Origin of the sequence: uncultured Eudoraea sp. (genome assembly GCF_947490415.1) — a bacterium.
Lineage (GTDB): Bacteria > Bacteroidota > Bacteroidia > Flavobacteriales > Flavobacteriaceae > Eudoraea.
Map to the genome: position 1 here is coordinate 305,823 of NZ_CANLGX010000002.1, position 15,394 is coordinate 321,216.

General features: G+C 40.0%; 12 protein-coding genes. 8 read left to right on the forward strand and 4 right to left on the reverse strand.

The genetic code is table 11. From position 1 onward, the window contains the following. Positions 1–438, forward strand: coding sequence for a thioesterase family protein (locus Q0874_RS06290; protein WP_299160770.1), 438 nt, complete (start codon positions 1–3; stop codon positions 436–438). A 113-nt stretch (positions 439–551) separates the two neighbouring features. Beyond that, positions 552–4,013, forward strand: coding sequence for a hypothetical protein (locus tag Q0874_RS06295; protein ID WP_299160773.1), 3,462 nt, complete (start codon positions 552–554; stop codon positions 4,011–4,013). Positions 4,014–4,086: 73 nt separating this feature from the next. Here the strand turns inward: Q0874_RS06295 and Q0874_RS06300 are convergent, their stop codons facing one another. Next, positions 4,087–5,532, reverse strand: a complete 1,446-nt coding sequence (locus Q0874_RS06300) for a transglycosylase SLT domain-containing protein (RefSeq protein WP_299160776.1) — start codon at positions 5,530–5,532, stop codon at positions 4,087–4,089. A 536-nt stretch (positions 5,533–6,068) separates the two neighbouring features. Here Q0874_RS06300 and Q0874_RS06305 point away from each other — a divergent pair. Continuing rightward, positions 6,069–6,479, forward strand: a complete 411-nt coding sequence (locus Q0874_RS06305) for a hypothetical protein (protein WP_299160779.1) — start codon at positions 6,069–6,071, stop codon at positions 6,477–6,479. 262 nt (positions 6,480–6,741) lie between these two features. Beyond that, positions 6,742–9,177, forward strand: a complete 2,436-nt coding sequence (locus Q0874_RS06310) for a glycosyl transferase (protein WP_299160781.1) — start codon at positions 6,742–6,744, stop codon at positions 9,175–9,177. 22 nt (positions 9,178–9,199) lie between these two features. Here Q0874_RS06310 and Q0874_RS06315 read toward each other — a convergent pair whose 3' ends face one another. From Q0874_RS06315 to Q0874_RS06325, 3 genes are all read right to left on the reverse strand, one after another. Continuing rightward, the gene (locus Q0874_RS06315) at positions 9,200–9,613 is read right to left on the reverse strand and encodes a DUF6691 family protein (protein ID WP_299160784.1); all 414 of its coding nucleotides are present in this window, start codon (positions 9,611–9,613) and stop codon (positions 9,200–9,202) included. Continuing rightward, on the reverse strand, positions 9,610–10,173 hold the full coding sequence (locus Q0874_RS06320) for a YeeE/YedE thiosulfate transporter family protein (RefSeq protein ID WP_299160787.1): 564 nt from the start codon (positions 10,171–10,173) through the stop codon (positions 9,610–9,612). The genes Q0874_RS06315 and Q0874_RS06320 overlap by 4 nt, the downstream gene beginning before the upstream one ends. A gap of 121 nt (positions 10,174–10,294) precedes the next feature. Beyond that, a complete protein-coding gene (locus Q0874_RS06325; RefSeq protein WP_299160790.1) occupies positions 10,295–10,768 on the reverse strand; it encodes a hypothetical protein in 474 nt (157 codons plus the stop codon). 211 nt (positions 10,769–10,979) lie between these two features. Here Q0874_RS06325 and Q0874_RS06330 point away from each other — a divergent pair, with 211 nt between their 5' ends. The 4 genes from Q0874_RS06330 (at position 10,980) to Q0874_RS06345 (ending at position 15,381) form a co-directional block, all read left to right on the forward strand. Further along, positions 10,980–11,489 carry a lactoylglutathione lyase family protein gene (locus Q0874_RS06330; RefSeq protein ID WP_299160792.1) on the forward strand — a complete coding sequence of 170 codons (510 nt, stop codon included), beginning with the start codon at positions 10,980–10,982 and terminating at the stop codon, positions 11,487–11,489. An 87-nt stretch (positions 11,490–11,576) separates the two neighbouring features. Next, the gene (locus tag Q0874_RS06335) at positions 11,577–12,377 is read left to right on the forward strand and encodes a DUF1080 domain-containing protein (protein WP_299160793.1); all 801 of its coding nucleotides are present in this window, start codon (positions 11,577–11,579) and stop codon (positions 12,375–12,377) included. Between the two features lie 54 nt (positions 12,378–12,431). After that, positions 12,432–13,406: a metallophosphoesterase gene (locus tag Q0874_RS06340; protein ID WP_299160795.1), complete on the forward strand. Its 975-nt coding sequence runs from the start codon at positions 12,432–12,434 to the stop codon at positions 13,404–13,406. 163 nt (positions 13,407–13,569) lie between these two features. Then, positions 13,570–15,381, forward strand: a complete 1,812-nt coding sequence (locus Q0874_RS06345) for an acyl-CoA dehydrogenase (RefSeq protein WP_299160797.1) — start codon at positions 13,570–13,572, stop codon at positions 15,379–15,381. Positions 15,382–15,394 lie beyond the last annotated feature (13 nt).

Genomic DNA, 15,394 nt, shown 5'->3' on the forward strand with positions numbered 1-15,394 from the left:
TTGACTGAGAATACATCAGATAGTTATGTAACACTTGAGCTTCCTGTACAATGGGGTAATATGGATGCTGCACAACACGTGAACAACACGGTTTACCTGCGTTGGATGGAATCTGCAAGGATTGAGATGTTTAAAAAAATGCATGGAGGAGATTTCAAGTTTAGGAAAATAGTTCCTATTCTGGCCTGGCAGGATTGTAAATATATCTTTCCGGTGACCTACCCGGACACCGTTGTGATTAGTTTGGATATCATTGAATTGATGGAAGACCGGGTGCTTTGTGAAGGCAAAATCTATAGCAAAAATCACGATCGGCTCGCAGCCATCTCCAAGACCTTGTTAATGGCTTATGACATGGAGGAATTAAAAAAACACCCTTTTCCTGAAGCCTGGAGAAAAACGTTCATCGATTATTACGGAGAATCCATTTTAAAGTAACTTATGCAGTTGTATTAATTTTCTAAAAGCTCAAAAAAAATACCAGATATAAAACCTCTTTAAGTCATTTATTTCTTAGGAGGTTTTTATTTTCAAAAAAAAACGAATCGACTATGAAACCAGAGCAACAATACCTTGGAGCAGCCTTAGCTCATTTAGAAACCCACGAAGTAAATGGGGAATATGTGAATTTTGAAAATGAGGATTATTACAAAATCTCCAACAGTAATAATTTAAGGCCCTTTTTTATGAGCATAGTAAGTGATTCCAATCACTGGATGTTTATATCAAGCAATGGCGCCCTAACCGCAGGAAGAAAAGATAGTGAATCTTCCCTTTTCCCGTATTATACAGATGATAAAATAACCGAATCTCTGGAGGTAACCGGCAGTAAAACCTTGTTGCAGGTTCATTTGGAGGGCAAGTCCCTTTTATGGGAACCTTTTTCTGACAGGTATGAAGGCCTTTATACCATCAGCAGAAATCTCTACAAGAACAATACAGGCAATAAGATCATCTTTGAAGAAATTAACAAGGATCTGGGCCTAACCTTCCGGTACCAATGGAATTCCAGCAATAAATTCGGATTTGTCAGAAAAGCCAGCCTGATCAACAATACCAAAAAAGACCTGAAGCTCACCCTCCTGGACGGTTTGCAGAACATACTGCCCTATGGCGTAAACACCGATTTGCAAAATGGCAGGAGTAACCTGGTGGATGCCTATAAAAAGAGCGAATTAGAGTCGGATACCGGCCTGGGCATCTTTGCCCTGAGTGCCATTATTGTCGACAAGGCAGAGCCTAGCGAAGCCCTTAAGGCTACCATTGCATGGTCTGTGGGTTTAGAGAAGCCAACGTATCTGGTCTCTTCCCTGCAACTTAATGATTTTAGACGAGGCGAGTCACTCAAGAACGAAACCGATATCAAGGCCGAAAAAGGGGCCTATTTCATTAGTTCAGATTTAAATTTGGCCAGGGAATCTCAAAAACAATGGATGCTGGTTGCTAATGTAAACCAGGGACCCGCCCAGGTGATTGACATTAAAGAAAAATTAAAAAGCCCTAAAGATCTCGCTCAGGCAATAGACCAGGATATAGCCCTGGGTACCCAAAACCTGATTGATTTGGCTGCCGCAGCAGATGGTTTACAGCTAACCAGTGATAAGCTGCGTACCGCCAGGCACTATTCCAACGTGCTGTACAACATCATGCGTGGGGGTATTTTTGATAAGAATTATGAGATTCAAAAAAAGGATTTCACCACCTATCTGCAAAAGGCCAACAAAAAAGTCTGGAAAGACAATAAGGCGGAGATAAACGCTTTGCCTGTTGCCTTCTCGCTTAAAACCTTGCACCAACTCGCTTTAGAGAACACAGATAACGATTTCAAAAGGTTGTGTTTTGAGTATATGCCTCTAAAATTCAGTCGCCGGCATGGAGACCCCAGCAGGCCCTGGAACAAGTTTTCCATAAATACCCAAAGTGAGGTAGACGGGTCTAATATTCTGGATTATCAGGGGAACTGGCGGGATATTTTCCAAAACTGGGAAGCCCTGGCACATTCCTATCCGGAATTTATAGACAGTATGATCCATAAGTTCTTAAATGCCACCACCTTTGAAGGCTACAACCCCTACCGGGTGACCAAAGATGGGTTTGACTGGGAGATCATAGAACCGGACGATCCCTGGTCCTATATAGGGTACTGGGGTGATCATCAGATCATTTACCTTCTAAAATTTCTGGAGTTCATACAAGACTATTACCCCGCCAGACTGGAAGGCTATTTTAATCAGGACTTGTTTGTGTATGCGAATGTTCCTTACAAGATTAAAAGCTATCAGGATACCCTGAAAAACCCCAAGGATACAATTGATTTTGATCATAAGCTGAGCGAAGAGATCATCAAAAGAAAAGAGGAAATGGGCGCAGACGGAGCCTTATTGACCGATAAGAACGGGGAGATCTATAGGGTAAATCTGTTGGAAAAATTACTGGTCACCCTAATGGCAAAATGCTCCAACTTTATTCCGGAAGCCGGGATCTGGCTCAATACCCAAAGGCCGGAATGGAATGATGCCAATAATGCCCTGGTAGGGAATGGGGTTTCTATGGTGACCCTCTACTATATAAGACGGTTTTTAAGTTTTTTTCAAAATACGCTAAAAAAAGCCTCTTTTACCCAGCTAGCCTTGTCTGAGGAATTGATTACCTTTTTTGAGGGGCTTAGCACCACTTTGGAAAAATATGAGAACACCTTAAAAGGAAAAATATCAGATAGCGACAGAAAGTTAATTTTAGATGGCCTGGGGCAGGCGGGGAGCAACTATAGAGCCACTATTTACGCAAAGGGCTTTAGCGGGTCAAGGAAAAATGTTTCCAAAGCCGATATGCTGAATTTTGTAGAAGTGGCCTTAAAGTATATGGATCATTCTATAGACGCCAATAAAAGGGCAGACAAGATGTACCATGCCTATAACCTGATGTCTGTGGAGAATGACAAGGAGATTGCTGTTTCCTATCTAAGTGAAATGCTGGAAGGGCAGGTGGCGGTGTTGAGCTCCGGCTACCTCTCCTCAGAAGCCTGCCTGGAAGTGCTCGATGCTTTAAAAGCCAGCAGCCTGTTTAGGGAAGATCAATACAGTTATATCTTATATCCGGACAAGGATTTGCCACGCTTTGTAGATAAGAACAAGATTCCTGCAGAAAAAGTAGCCCAGTCTAAGCTGATGCAGCAATTGTTGAAGGATGGGAATACTACAGTCTTGGAACAGGATGTGGCCGGGGACTACCATTTTAACGGGTCTTTTAATAATGCCGACAGCCTTAAAAAAGCACTGGCGGAACTGCCTGAGGGGCCATACAAAAAGCTCATTGAGGAGGAACAGCATTTACTCTTAGACACTTTTGAAGAGGTGTTTGATCACAAATCTTTTACAGGCAGATCAGGAACCTTCTTTGGCTATGAGGGCCTTGGGTCTATATACTGGCATATGGTGTCCAAATTGCTACTGGCGGTGATGGAATACTGTTTAAAAGCCATAGAAGAAGGCGAGGACGAAGCCATCATTGGAAGATTAATAGATCATTATTACGAAATAAATGCGGGCATAGGGGTGCATAAATCTCCAGAGCTGTATGGGGCCTTCCCAACAGATCCTTATTCCCATACACCGGCCGGGAAGGGCGCCCAGCAACCCGGGATGACCGGCCAGGTAAAAGAGGATATTCTGAGCAGGATGGGAGAATTGGGTGTAGCGGTTAAGGAGGGCAAAATTACCTTTAGCCCCGGGTTTTTTAACAAAGCCGAGTTTTTAAAAGCCCCTGCTATTTTTTCTTATGTGGATGTTGATTTTAAGCCTCAGCAAATAGCCATGGAAAAAGAGTGTATTTGCTTTACCTATTGCCAGGTACCAGTGGTCTATAAACTTGCCGAACAGGAGGACCTTGAAGTATTTTATGCGAATAAAACCTCAAAGAATTTCGAAACCTTAGAACTAGACCGGGACACCAGCAAGCAGCTCTTTGAAAGGACAGGGGAGGTATCACAGATTGTAGTTTCCTTGAGGAAATAAAAGCGGAAGTAAGAGGTACGAGCTATGAAGGGTGGTATATAAGAAGTTGACAGCCTTCATTTTAAAGCAAATTCTACTTCACGGTCTTTCCCGTTTTCTCGCCATAGCGACGCAAAGACCTGAAAGAAGCGTAATATTTGTAGATGTTGCTGACATACTGCACCGGCTCCCGGCCTATCTCCCGCGCTACCAGCAGCTCCATCTGCCCAAACCAAATATTGGGATTCACTCCCTGCGCATCGGCTTTCCTACGAATCCCGTTAATCCGTGCCGGACCCATGTTGTAAGCAGCCATACTAAACAAAATGGCATTCAAGGGATCGATTTTCGGGTCTGTAAAGTACCTTTCCCGTATAAAGGCAAGGTATTTGGTACCTGCATGAATGTTGTTCTCCATATCATAGACATTGTCAATCCCTACATTCGGGTCAGCAGCAGTACTGGGTTTTATCTGCATTATCCCAACTGCTCCTGCTGAACTTTGCTTGCTATTATCGAGCTGAGATTCCTGATATCCCTGAGCCGCCAACAGCATCCAATCAATATCGTATTGCTTACCGTATTTGACAAACAGATCCCGTACCATGATAAATCGGTTAAGGGTTTCCCGGGAACCGGCTTTTTCGGCATAACTTAAATTGTCTAGGTATCGTTTCAACAAGATATTTCCCATAAGAGTGCCTTGTTTGTTTTCCTGTACAAAGGCATCCACGACCGCTTTCAGCTTAGGACTGTTTTTGCGCATGGCCCAGGCCACTTCTCCGTCGGTTTTTAACATAAGATTTCGCTGAACACGGATATCCTTAAGAACGGGTTCCCACAATTTCACGGTGAACTCATTCACAATAGTCAATGGAATCAACCCGGCATTGACCATCTCTAGAATATCATCGTCTTCCAGAAACTCGTCTATGGGCTCTATGTGGATTATCGGTTTTCCTGCGGTACGAAGCGAATCATTTAGCATTACCAAATGTTCGAAATAACTGCTTGAACGACGCACATGTACTGTATCTCCCAACAAATCTTCCAGGTTTGACAGGGGCGGTACCTCAGGGCCCGAAACAACAAGTTCGTTCCAGTTACTGAGAAGAGGTACGGAAAAATCAATCAAATCTTTGCGATTATCTGTAATCACAAGATTTGCTGCGGCGATATCCCCATATCCTTCCTGCAAGGACGGTAATATTCGGTCACGCGTCATCGGGATGAAAATCACCTGAACATATCCGGGGTTCCCTGATTTTTTTTCCAACTTTTCGTTGAACTTCTGTTCAAACAGATTGAGCGCCTCATAGGTAATCCCACTCCGTTTCATGCCGTCTATAAAATAGCTGGTACGGTTATAGGGTACCAGGGCCCGGATGCGTCCACGTTCAATCATACCATCCAGGTCGCCCGTCCATTTTTCACTGAGTCCAAGTATCTCATCCGAAGCATTAAATTCGGGTTCGGCCAAAGACTCCATGGATTCTGTTTTAGAGGACTTATCAGTCTTATTATCCTGACAGGAAAACATGCCAGTCAACAGTATCAGAAAAATGAACATAGTCCTACCACTTTGATTGATAACTTTTGTTTTCATTTTTCTTCCTTAGGTTATAAAGTGCTAAACTCCTTTAAAATTAGCACTAATTTACGTCATTTCCTATATGGCTAATATGATCGAAATCAACAGTAATTCGTGCTTTTTTGTTTGGACAGGATTCCATTTTATATAGTGATTTAGAAGGGTAATATTTTTACATTTTAGTATAATATCAATGGCTACATACTCAATATCGTTTTACCCGGACTTTGCATCGCGGGCGCGAGTATCTCGCTCGTGCCTTTTCCCAACCACCACCAAAATCAATAGTTGTGATTCAGTACCAGGGTAACCTAAAAAGCATAAACTACAATATAACTTGGAACCACGAATTATCTTGGGTATCCTCTAAATACATTATCTTAGTTATATGAGTGGAGTTCATCAATAACGATATTCCATCGTTAACCTTAATTAAGATACAATCTTACTTAGTTGGCAAAGCATCAGAAACAATAAATTTTAATATGGAGTTTTTCCGAATTATCAAAATAAAAACCCAAGTCAAAGACATACAGGATACATTAACTATAGAAAATCTGGAATTGATGAGCAATGAGATTTTTGTTATTGGTGATCAAAATAAAACTGAAGCCAATATTGGGGGTATTTGGGGAGAATTCACTTTAACCAGAAATTTAATTAGAGGAGGACTGCGCTTTGCATTGGTAGAATGTCCTAATGCATTAACCTGGACTATTACAACTGGGTTTAATCCAGATCCGGACGCTTTAATTATTCATCTAACAATAAATCGTCAACAACAAAAAAAGGTATTTATTGAAGAAATTGAAGAGTTTTTAGATGATCAAAGTAATTGCTTGCAACAAATTTTCTCGGGAAATATAATGTTAAAGACCAAAATATCGAAAGGCTAACATTAGCAATAATTAATTGTGGTCCCGTAAGTTATCCGGATAAGTCGCACCAATACCTGGTATACGATTTAAATAATTTCAGCTGGTTTGTATTTTTAAAACCAGATAGCGTTTGCCCTGAGCGCTCATCTTTCAAGACGTTTTTAGCTTAGTAAAAGCTAAAATTTGCTCAAAATTTCTAAAAGCATTTGTTTACTTTTAATCTGTATTTAGCCCTGGTAAAAAACGCATTTCCGGGGCTATCAGATTAATGGAAACCACTATGAAATACGGCTATTTTGATGACGAAAACAGGGAATATGTAATTACAAATCCTAAGACGCCCTATCCCTGGATCAATTACCTGGGGAATGAGGATTTCTTCTCTCTTACCTCCAATACCGGTGGGGGGTATACTTTTTATAAAGACGCAAAATTCCGAAGGTTAACCCGTTACAGATATAATAATATTCCTGTAGATAATGGTGGTAAATATTTTTATATCAAAGATGGAGATACTACCTGGTCTCCCGGCTGGAAACCCGTCAAAACCGAATTGGACCAATATGAATGCCGCCATGGTATGAGCTATACCAAATTCAAGGGTTCTAAAAATAAACTGGAGGTAGAAGTACTGCAATTTATCCCACTTGGATTCTGGGGGGAAATTCAGAAAGTAAGCCTAAAGAATGCTTCCTCCGACAATAAAAAAATAAAGTTGTTTTCTTTTATTGAATGGTGTCTGTGGAATGCTGAGGATGATATGACTAATTTTCAGCGGAACTTTTCCACCGGAGAAGTAGAAGTAAAGGACTCCGTAATTTACCATAAGACAGAGTTTAAAGAACGCCGTAATCATTATGCTTTTTATTCAGTAAACAGCCCCATTGATGGTTATGATACAGACAGGGAAACCTTTATTGGTCTTTACAATGGTTTAGATTCCCCGGATGTTGTGGGTGAAGGACAGTCAAGAAACTCTGTTGCCCATGGCTGGTCCCCAATTGCCTCACATTATATGGAAATGGAACTCAAACCCGGAGAGGAAAAAGAATTGATATTTATGCTGGGTTATGTGGAGGTGGAGAAAGGTAATAAATGGGAAAGCAAGTCGGTCATTAACAAACAACCTGCGCAAGACATGATCTCTGCCTATGACACTTCTGAAAAAGTAAATAAAGCCCTTGAAGAGTTAAGAACCTACTGGGATAATCTTCTGGGTAAGATCTCCATTGAATCTGAAGACCCCCGTTTAGACAGGATGGTAAATATCTGGAATCAATACCAGTGTATGGTCACCTTTAATATGTCTCGCTCGGCATCCTTCTTTGAATCTGGCATTGGTCGAGGCATGGGGTTCCGCGATTCCAATCAGGATCTTATTGGTTTTGTACATCAAATTCCTGAAAGGGCAAGGGAACGTATTTATGACATTGCCTCTACCCAATTTGAAGATGGTTCCTGTTATCATCAGTATCAGCCACTCACTAAAAAAGGCAATGCTGCTGTGGGTGGAAACTTTAATGATGATCCCCTTTGGTTAATTCTCTCTACTACGGCTTATATAAAAGAAACAGGCGACTTTTCCCTATTGGATGAAATGGTGCCTTTTGATAATGATGCAAGTCGGGCAAAATCGCACTTTGAACACTTAAAGGCTTCTTTTTACCATGTGGTACATAATTTAGGCCCGCATAAACTCCCTCTGATTGGAAGGGCAGATTGGAATGACTGCCTTAATTTAAACTGCTTCTCCGAGGATCCCAACGAGTCTTTTCAAACCACCGAGAACCAAAAGGGCGGAACTGCAGAATCTTTGATGATTGCCGGACTTTTTGTGGTATACGGAAAAGAATATGTAAAGCTGTGTAAGCAGATTGGGAAAGAAAAAGAGGCAGAAGAGGCCCAGTTACATGTAGATGCAATGGTTGAAGCAGTAAAAGAACACGGCTGGGATGGGGAATGGTACTTGCGTGCATACGATCATTTTGGTAAAAAAATTGGATCTTCAGAAAATGAAGAAGGAAAGATTTTTATTGAATCTCAGGGTTGGTGTACTATGGCCGAAATTGGTAAAGAAGATGGCATGGTAGAAAAATCATTAAACGCCGTTAAGGAATATTTGGATTGCGACTATGGGATAGTGCTAAATTACCCGGCCTTTACAAAGTATTATATAGAGTACGGTGAGATTTCAACTTATCCGGCGGGCTATAAGGAAAATGGGGGTATCTTTTGCCATAACAACCCCTGGATTATGATTGGAGAAACAATGCTGGGGCGTGGCGAGCAGGCCTATCATTATTACACAAAAATAGCACCTAGTTTCCTGGAAGATTTGTCGGAACTGCACAAAGTGGAGCCCTATGTCTATTGCCAGATGATTGCGGGGAAAGAAGCACATAAGCCGGGGGAGGCAAAAAATTCATGGCTGTCAGGTACGGCCTCCTGGAACTTCTATGCAATTACGCAGCATATTTTGGGGATCAGCCCTGAATACGACGGCTTGGCCATTAACCCCTGTATCCCCTCTAAATGGGATGGGTTTAAGATGAAAAGGGTGTTTAGGGATGTTATATATAATATCCATGTTAAGAACCCGGATCATATAAGTAAAGGGATAAAAAAGATACTGGTAAATGGCACAGCCATTAATTCAAATATTGTTCCCATTCTGGAAAAGGGTAAGGAACATTCTGTGGAAGTGATAATGGGATAATGAATTTAAACAGCCGCATTAATTAATGAGGAAGTTTGTTTTTTAGTACACCGTAAACAAATGTTCCAAATACAGCCGCTGCAATAACAATCAGCATACTTATTACCCCCGTGCCAAACAGCACATACAAAGGCCCGGGGCATGCACCTGCAAGTGCCCAACCCAAACCGAAAACAGTGCCACCTACAATATAACGAATAAAGCCACTGTCTTTTGGAATCAGATATATTTGATTCCCTTCAATATTTTTCACGCCAAATACTTTAAATAACCAAACAAATAAAGCGCCCAAAAAAACGGCAGAACCAATGATACCGTACATATGAAACGACTGAAATTTAAACATTTCATAAATCCTGTACCAGGAAACGGCCTCAGATTTTACGAGGACAATCCCAAAGAAAATGCCTACTAAAAAGAATTTTATAACTTTCATTGTCCGAATATTATGGGTAAAAGAAAATGGGTCATTATTAAACCCCCTATAAAAAAACCAACCACTGCAACTAGTGAAGGCCATTGAAGATTACTGAGCCCTGTAATAGCATGGCCCGAAGTACAACCACCAGCGTAGCGTGTTCCAAAACCAACCAGGAAACCTGCAATAATAAGAATGGCCATGCCTTTAACGGTTAAAACATTATCCCATGCATAGATTTCAGCAGGTAAAAGTGCTTCACCTGCATTGACAAATCCAAGTTGACTAAGATCTGCAACGGTTTGAGAATTTAGGGCGATGGCGGAACCATCAGACAGAAAATTAACAGCTATATAGCCGCCAATAATAGCACCCAGAACTACAATAAGGTTCCAACGATACGCTTTCCAGTCGAAGCGGAAGAAATCTGAATATTTTCCGGCACCACCAATACTGCATAGGGTTCTCAGGGTAGTTGACATGCCAAATGTTTTGCCGAAATAAATCAGCAATAACATTATTAGTGTTATTAAAGGGCCCGAAACATACCAGGGCCAGGGTTTAAGCAGATACTCCATTTCCTTTATTTAAAATAAATATAACTCAATAATTGTCGGATTTTTGAAATATAAATTACACCGAAACGACTTATAAGACATGCCTTACGCCTTTAATCATTTAGAAAGAAGACAGATTGGATTATTGTTTTTCGTAAACTTCGCTCATAAAACCCGGCAGGTCCTCGTTAGTAGTATTGGTTAACCTATTATCATTAAAGTTATATAAAAACAAGGTGCTATTTAAAAATAAGGACAGTTGCGAATTTTGAAATTGCCAGACTCCTGAAGAGTTATTACTTGTATTACTGCACCTAATATCGAAAAGCCCGCCTGTTATGGTAGTAATTTCTAAATTAACAACAGTAGAACTCCAGGTACCGTCACTATTTATTTCTAGTGTTCCTGTCGCGCAGGGTAATTCTGTCAAAATATTCGAAGTCGAATTCCCATCTCCGTTAATATCCTGAGGTGGATTAATATTTAGTTCGGCCAAATCCCAGGTACCCACAACAGCATCATTGTTATCCACAACAGGTGCATTATCGTCTGATGAGCAAGCCTGAAAAATAAACATAAAGACAATTAGGGGTATTAAAACCTTGATCTTTTTCATCACTTTACTATTTTTTGTAATTATTCAAAAGTAAATGTTTTTGATGATAATAGATTAGTTTTTGTAATTGGAATAGCGCAACCAATAGGAATAGCGGTTTTATATTATGCGCGCAGCAGTAAATAATAATAATTGAATAGCAGAAAAACTATTAGATTTGGATAAATGTATTTTAAACAGTGCATATAATTTTATCTTATACCCTTGAATTATGAATAAAAGTAATTATCCCAGGTCATTTTCACATATTGGTATTACGGTACCGGATATTAAAAAGGCGGTTGAGTTCTATGAGGAAGTAATGGGCTGGTATGTTATCATGCCACCTTCAAAAGTCACAAAAGAAAGAGATACTGCTATTGGCCAAATGTGTATAGATGTTTTTGGAGAGCATTGGGAAACTTTTGATATTGCACACTTGTCTACTTCAGATGGGATAGGAATTGAGTTGTTTTCATTTCCTGATATGGGTAACAAGAAACCGGAATTTTCCCCTTTTAGGACAGGACTTTTTCATTTTTGTGTCCAGGACCCGGAAATAGAGGCTTTAACAAATAAAATTGTTGAATACGGTGGAAAACAGCGTATGCCAATTCGAGAGTACTACCCAAATGAAAAGCCATACAAAATGGTTTATGTGGAAGATCCTTTTGGCGTAGTATTCGAGATATATACCCATAGTTATGAATTAACGTATTCTTCCGGAGCCTATCAGGACTAAAAAACGGATGCTGTTTGGTTCTTAATCCAAATGGATGTATGGGTACAATGCATGGAACCTATTCCTGAGGAGTAAAATTAATCGAAGATGAAAAAATTAAAATCAATACTGTTCATTGCGGCTATTTTAAGTACCATATCTTGTGTGGTTGTAAACACTGCAAAGGGCGGCAAGGCCTCAGGAGATTGGTACTACCTTTTTAATGGAAAGAACCTGGAGGGTTGGGTAGTTAAAGTGCATCACCATGAATTGGGTGATAACTATGCAAATACTTTTCGGGTAAGCGATGGGAAAATTCAAATTAACTATGATGATTATGAAGTATTTGATGAACGATTTGCCCATTTGTTTTATAATGAATCATTCTCGTCGTATCACTTGAAATTTGAGTATAAATTTACAGACCAATGGCTAAAGGATGCTCCTGTTTATACCTATAGGAATAGTGGTGTTATGTTTCATTCTCAGGATCCCAAAACCATTTTAAAAGAGCAGAACTGGCCTGTTTCTGTGGAATACCAAATATTAGCCGATGAAGGGAATGGTGTTCCGCGCCCAACTGGTAATATGTGCTCACCGGGAACAGATGTACTGTATAATACTAAAATTGATCCAAGACATTGTATCAATTCTTCATCCAAAACATATAAATGGGACCAGTGGGTAAGCGGAGAATTAATGGTTTACGGAGATTCCCTTGTGATACATATTGTCGATGGTGAAGAAGTATTGCGGTATAGCAAGCCTCAAATAGGAGGAGGGGTGGCAGACGGATTTGACCCTGCTATCAAAATTGATGGTAAACTACTAAAAGAAGGGTACATAGGACTGCAATCTGAAGGACAGGGCATCGAATTCAGGGAAATAAAAATTAGAAAATTAGATTAATCAATCGGGCATTATCCACCTTTGTAATGCTTATAAAGAAGAATATTAATTACTATGAAATCTTATAGATTATTTTTAATCCTCCTGGGTTTGTTCCTGGTAAACTGTAAAACGAATCAGGAACCCACGCCAAAATTTCAACATGATATTAAAATGGGGCCAACCCCGTGGACCAGTGAATCGTTTGAATTAGGGGAGGAGGATTTTACATTTGCAATCATCTCAGATTTAAATGGAGGTGAACGGGAAGGGGTTTACAGTACAGCTGTATCCCAATTAAACAGATTGGATCCTACTTTTGTGCTTAGTGTGGGCGATTTAATTGATGGAGGCACCGAAGACTCTTTACAACTGGCCAAAGAGTGGGATTCTTTTGATACCCGAACGTCAAAACTAAATATGCCTTTTTTTTATTTAGGGGGGAACCACGATCTGACCAATCCAAGGATGAGGGAATTCTGGAAAAATAGATTTGGGCCACGTTATTATCATTTCGTATACGAAGATGTTTTATTTCTAATGATGGACTCTGAGGACTATACTGAAAAACGGATGTTAGAGATTTATCATGCACGGGCTGAAGCCCTTAAAATTATAAAGGGTGATATTGAGGGAGTTTATGAAGAGTCTGAATATTTCAATATGCCCGAGCGTCGACTTGGAGGTATGAGTGAGGATCAATTGCTCTATTTTAAGAATGTCCTCAATCAATATCCCAGCGTAAAATGGACTTTTGTTTTAATGCACAAGCCACTTTGGAGGAGAGAAGATGATAAAGGTTTGGGGCAATTGGAAACAGTTTTATCTAATCGAAATTATACCGTAATTAACGGTCACTTGCATTCCTTTTCACACAGGATAAGAAACAAAATGGATTATATGATCCTGGGTACCACCGGTGGAAGCCAGGAGTTGGGTGATTCTCTTGCTTTTGATCATGTAACCCTGGTGAGAATGGCACAAAAACCAATAATTACACATTTAAAAATGGATGGTATTTTAAATGAAACTGGTAAAGTTCCCGATTAGGCTCTAGCCTGCTTCCAGGAGTATGGTTTAAAAGAAAGCAACCTGGTTTCAGCACCATTATTTACCCGCGAATGTCATTCTAATTGATTATATTGAGGCTGATTACTACTGGCAATTTTCCTGGCTGATAATTGTTCTGTTATGCATGTAAATTCAATTTCCTATGGCAAGTCAATATTTAGATTTAGATACCCTTAAATTTTTACTTTACGAAGTACACGATCTTCAAAATGTTTTAGATCAGAGTCGTTTTAAGGACTATGATCAGGAATCCATAGGCCTTTTTATAAATGCGGTCAAGGATTTTTCAGACAGGGAGATGTTCCCATTTTTTCGTGAAATGGACGAACAGCCTGCCCGTTTTGAAGATGGAGAAATAATTGTCCATCCGCAGGTAAAAAATTACATCAAAAAAGGTGGGGAAATGGGACTTGTTTCCGGACTGTTTGACTATGAAATCGGTGGGATGCAGTTACCGGGTATGGTGGTTACTGCCTCGGCTTATATCCAGGAAACAGCTAATAATCATTTACCGGGTTACATTGGATTGACCCTTGGGGCAGCAGAGTTGATTGAAAAATTTGGCAGTAAAGAGCTTAATGATAAATTCGTTCCAAAAATGCTTACAGGCGATTGGACTGGAACCATGTGTCTTACTGAACCCCAGGCAGGAAGTTCTTTATCTGATATTGTGACTTCAGCTGAACCGACCGAAGACGGCTATAACATTTCAGGGCAGAAAATATTTATATCAGGGGGAGATTATAAAGGCGCTGAAAATATTGTTCACTTATTATTGGCCCGAATTAAAGGCGCTCCCGCCGGCACAAAGGGAATTTCTTTATTTGTTGTTCCTAAAAACAGGGAATCAGCCAATGGTGAACTTGTTTCTAATGATGTGACTACTTTTGCTGATTTTGAAAAAATGGGTCAAAAAGGTTATTGTACGACGCATCTTTTCTTTGGACATAATGACGATTGTAAGGGGTGGCTTGTTGGGGAACCCAATCAAGGATTAAAATATATGTTCATGATGATGAACGGCGCTCGGATTGCTGTAGGACGTGGCGCCGCTGCCATAAGCATGGCCGCTTTTCAGGCATCTTTGTCTTATGCAAGAGAAAGGCCTCAAGGCCGCAAGCTGACGAATACAGGTAAGAAAGACGTGAGTCAGGAACAAACCCTTATAATAAATCACCCGGATGTAAAACGAATGCTTATGCTGCAAAAAGTTGTCGCAGAAGGTTCATTGAGCTTGATATTACTTTCCTCTAAATACCATGATTTGTCTCAGACTCATTCAGATCCGGAAGAAAGGGAAAAATACTCCTATTTACTTGAAATGCTTACGCCAATTGCTAAAACCTATCCTTCGGAGATGGGTTTGCTCTCTGTAAGTAATGGCCTTCAGGTTCTTGGAGGTTATGGGTTTTGTTCAGATTTTATCCTGCAACAATATTATAGAGACATCCGAATTTTTTCAATTTACGAAGGAACTACAGGTATTCAATCATTGGATCTCCTGGGAAGAAAGATGACCATGAATAATGGCAAAGGTGTTAAGTTGTTGTCTGATGAAATCATGAATAGTATACAGGATGCTTCTAAAATCGAAGATCTGAAACCCTATGCCCAAAAACTGGGTGAAACACTAAAACTGGCTCAGGAAGTGCTTCAATTTCTAATGCAATTTGCTAAAAAAGGAGATTATGAACGGTTTTTATCAGATGCCACAGTTTTCATGGAATTTTTTGGAAATATTGTGGTAGGCTGGTTGTGGTTGGAAATTGCTGTTAAATCTCAAAATGCTATGGTTTTGAATGATACCAAATATTCTTCTGCATTCTATGAAAGTAAGATCTCTGCAATGAAATTTTATTTTAAATATGAAATTCCCAAAACAAAGGCATTGGCTGAAGTTTTAATGGATAAAAATGTGTTGACTACAGCTAATGAAAATCAGTTGTTTACCTAAAGGAAGTCAATAG

What these genes read in the sequence shown, in the direction of transcription:
- Q0874_RS06295 (WP_299160773.1), top strand. Translation starts at nt 552, where the DNA reads ATGAAACCAGAGCAACAATACCTTGGAGCAGCCTTAGCTCATTTAGAA.
- Q0874_RS06300 (WP_299160776.1), bottom strand. Translation starts at nt 5,532, where the DNA reads ATGTTTTCCTGTCAGGATAATAAGACTGATAAGTCCTCTAAAACAGAA.
- Q0874_RS06305 (WP_299160779.1), top strand. Translation starts at nt 6,069, where the DNA reads ATGGAGTTTTTCCGAATTATCAAAATAAAAACCCAAGTCAAAGACATA.
- Q0874_RS06310 (WP_299160781.1), top strand. Translation starts at nt 6,742, where the DNA reads ATGAAATACGGCTATTTTGATGACGAAAACAGGGAATATGTAATTACA.
- Q0874_RS06315 (WP_299160784.1), bottom strand. Translation starts at nt 9,613, where the DNA reads ATGAAAGTTATAAAATTCTTTTTAGTAGGCATTTTCTTTGGGATTGTC.
- Q0874_RS06320 (WP_299160787.1), bottom strand. Translation starts at nt 10,173, where the DNA reads ATGGAGTATCTGCTTAAACCCTGGCCCTGGTATGTTTCGGGCCCTTTA.
- Q0874_RS06325 (WP_299160790.1), bottom strand. Translation starts at nt 10,768, where the DNA reads ATGAAAAAGATCAAGGTTTTAATACCCCTAATTGTCTTTATGTTTATT.
- Q0874_RS06330 (WP_299160792.1), top strand. Translation starts at nt 10,980, where the DNA reads ATGAATAAAAGTAATTATCCCAGGTCATTTTCACATATTGGTATTACG.
- Q0874_RS06335 (WP_299160793.1), top strand. Translation starts at nt 11,577, where the DNA reads ATGAAAAAATTAAAATCAATACTGTTCATTGCGGCTATTTTAAGTACC.
- Q0874_RS06340 (WP_299160795.1), top strand. Translation starts at nt 12,432, where the DNA reads ATGAAATCTTATAGATTATTTTTAATCCTCCTGGGTTTGTTCCTGGTA.
- Q0874_RS06345 (WP_299160797.1), top strand. Translation starts at nt 13,570, where the DNA reads ATGGCAAGTCAATATTTAGATTTAGATACCCTTAAATTTTTACTTTAC.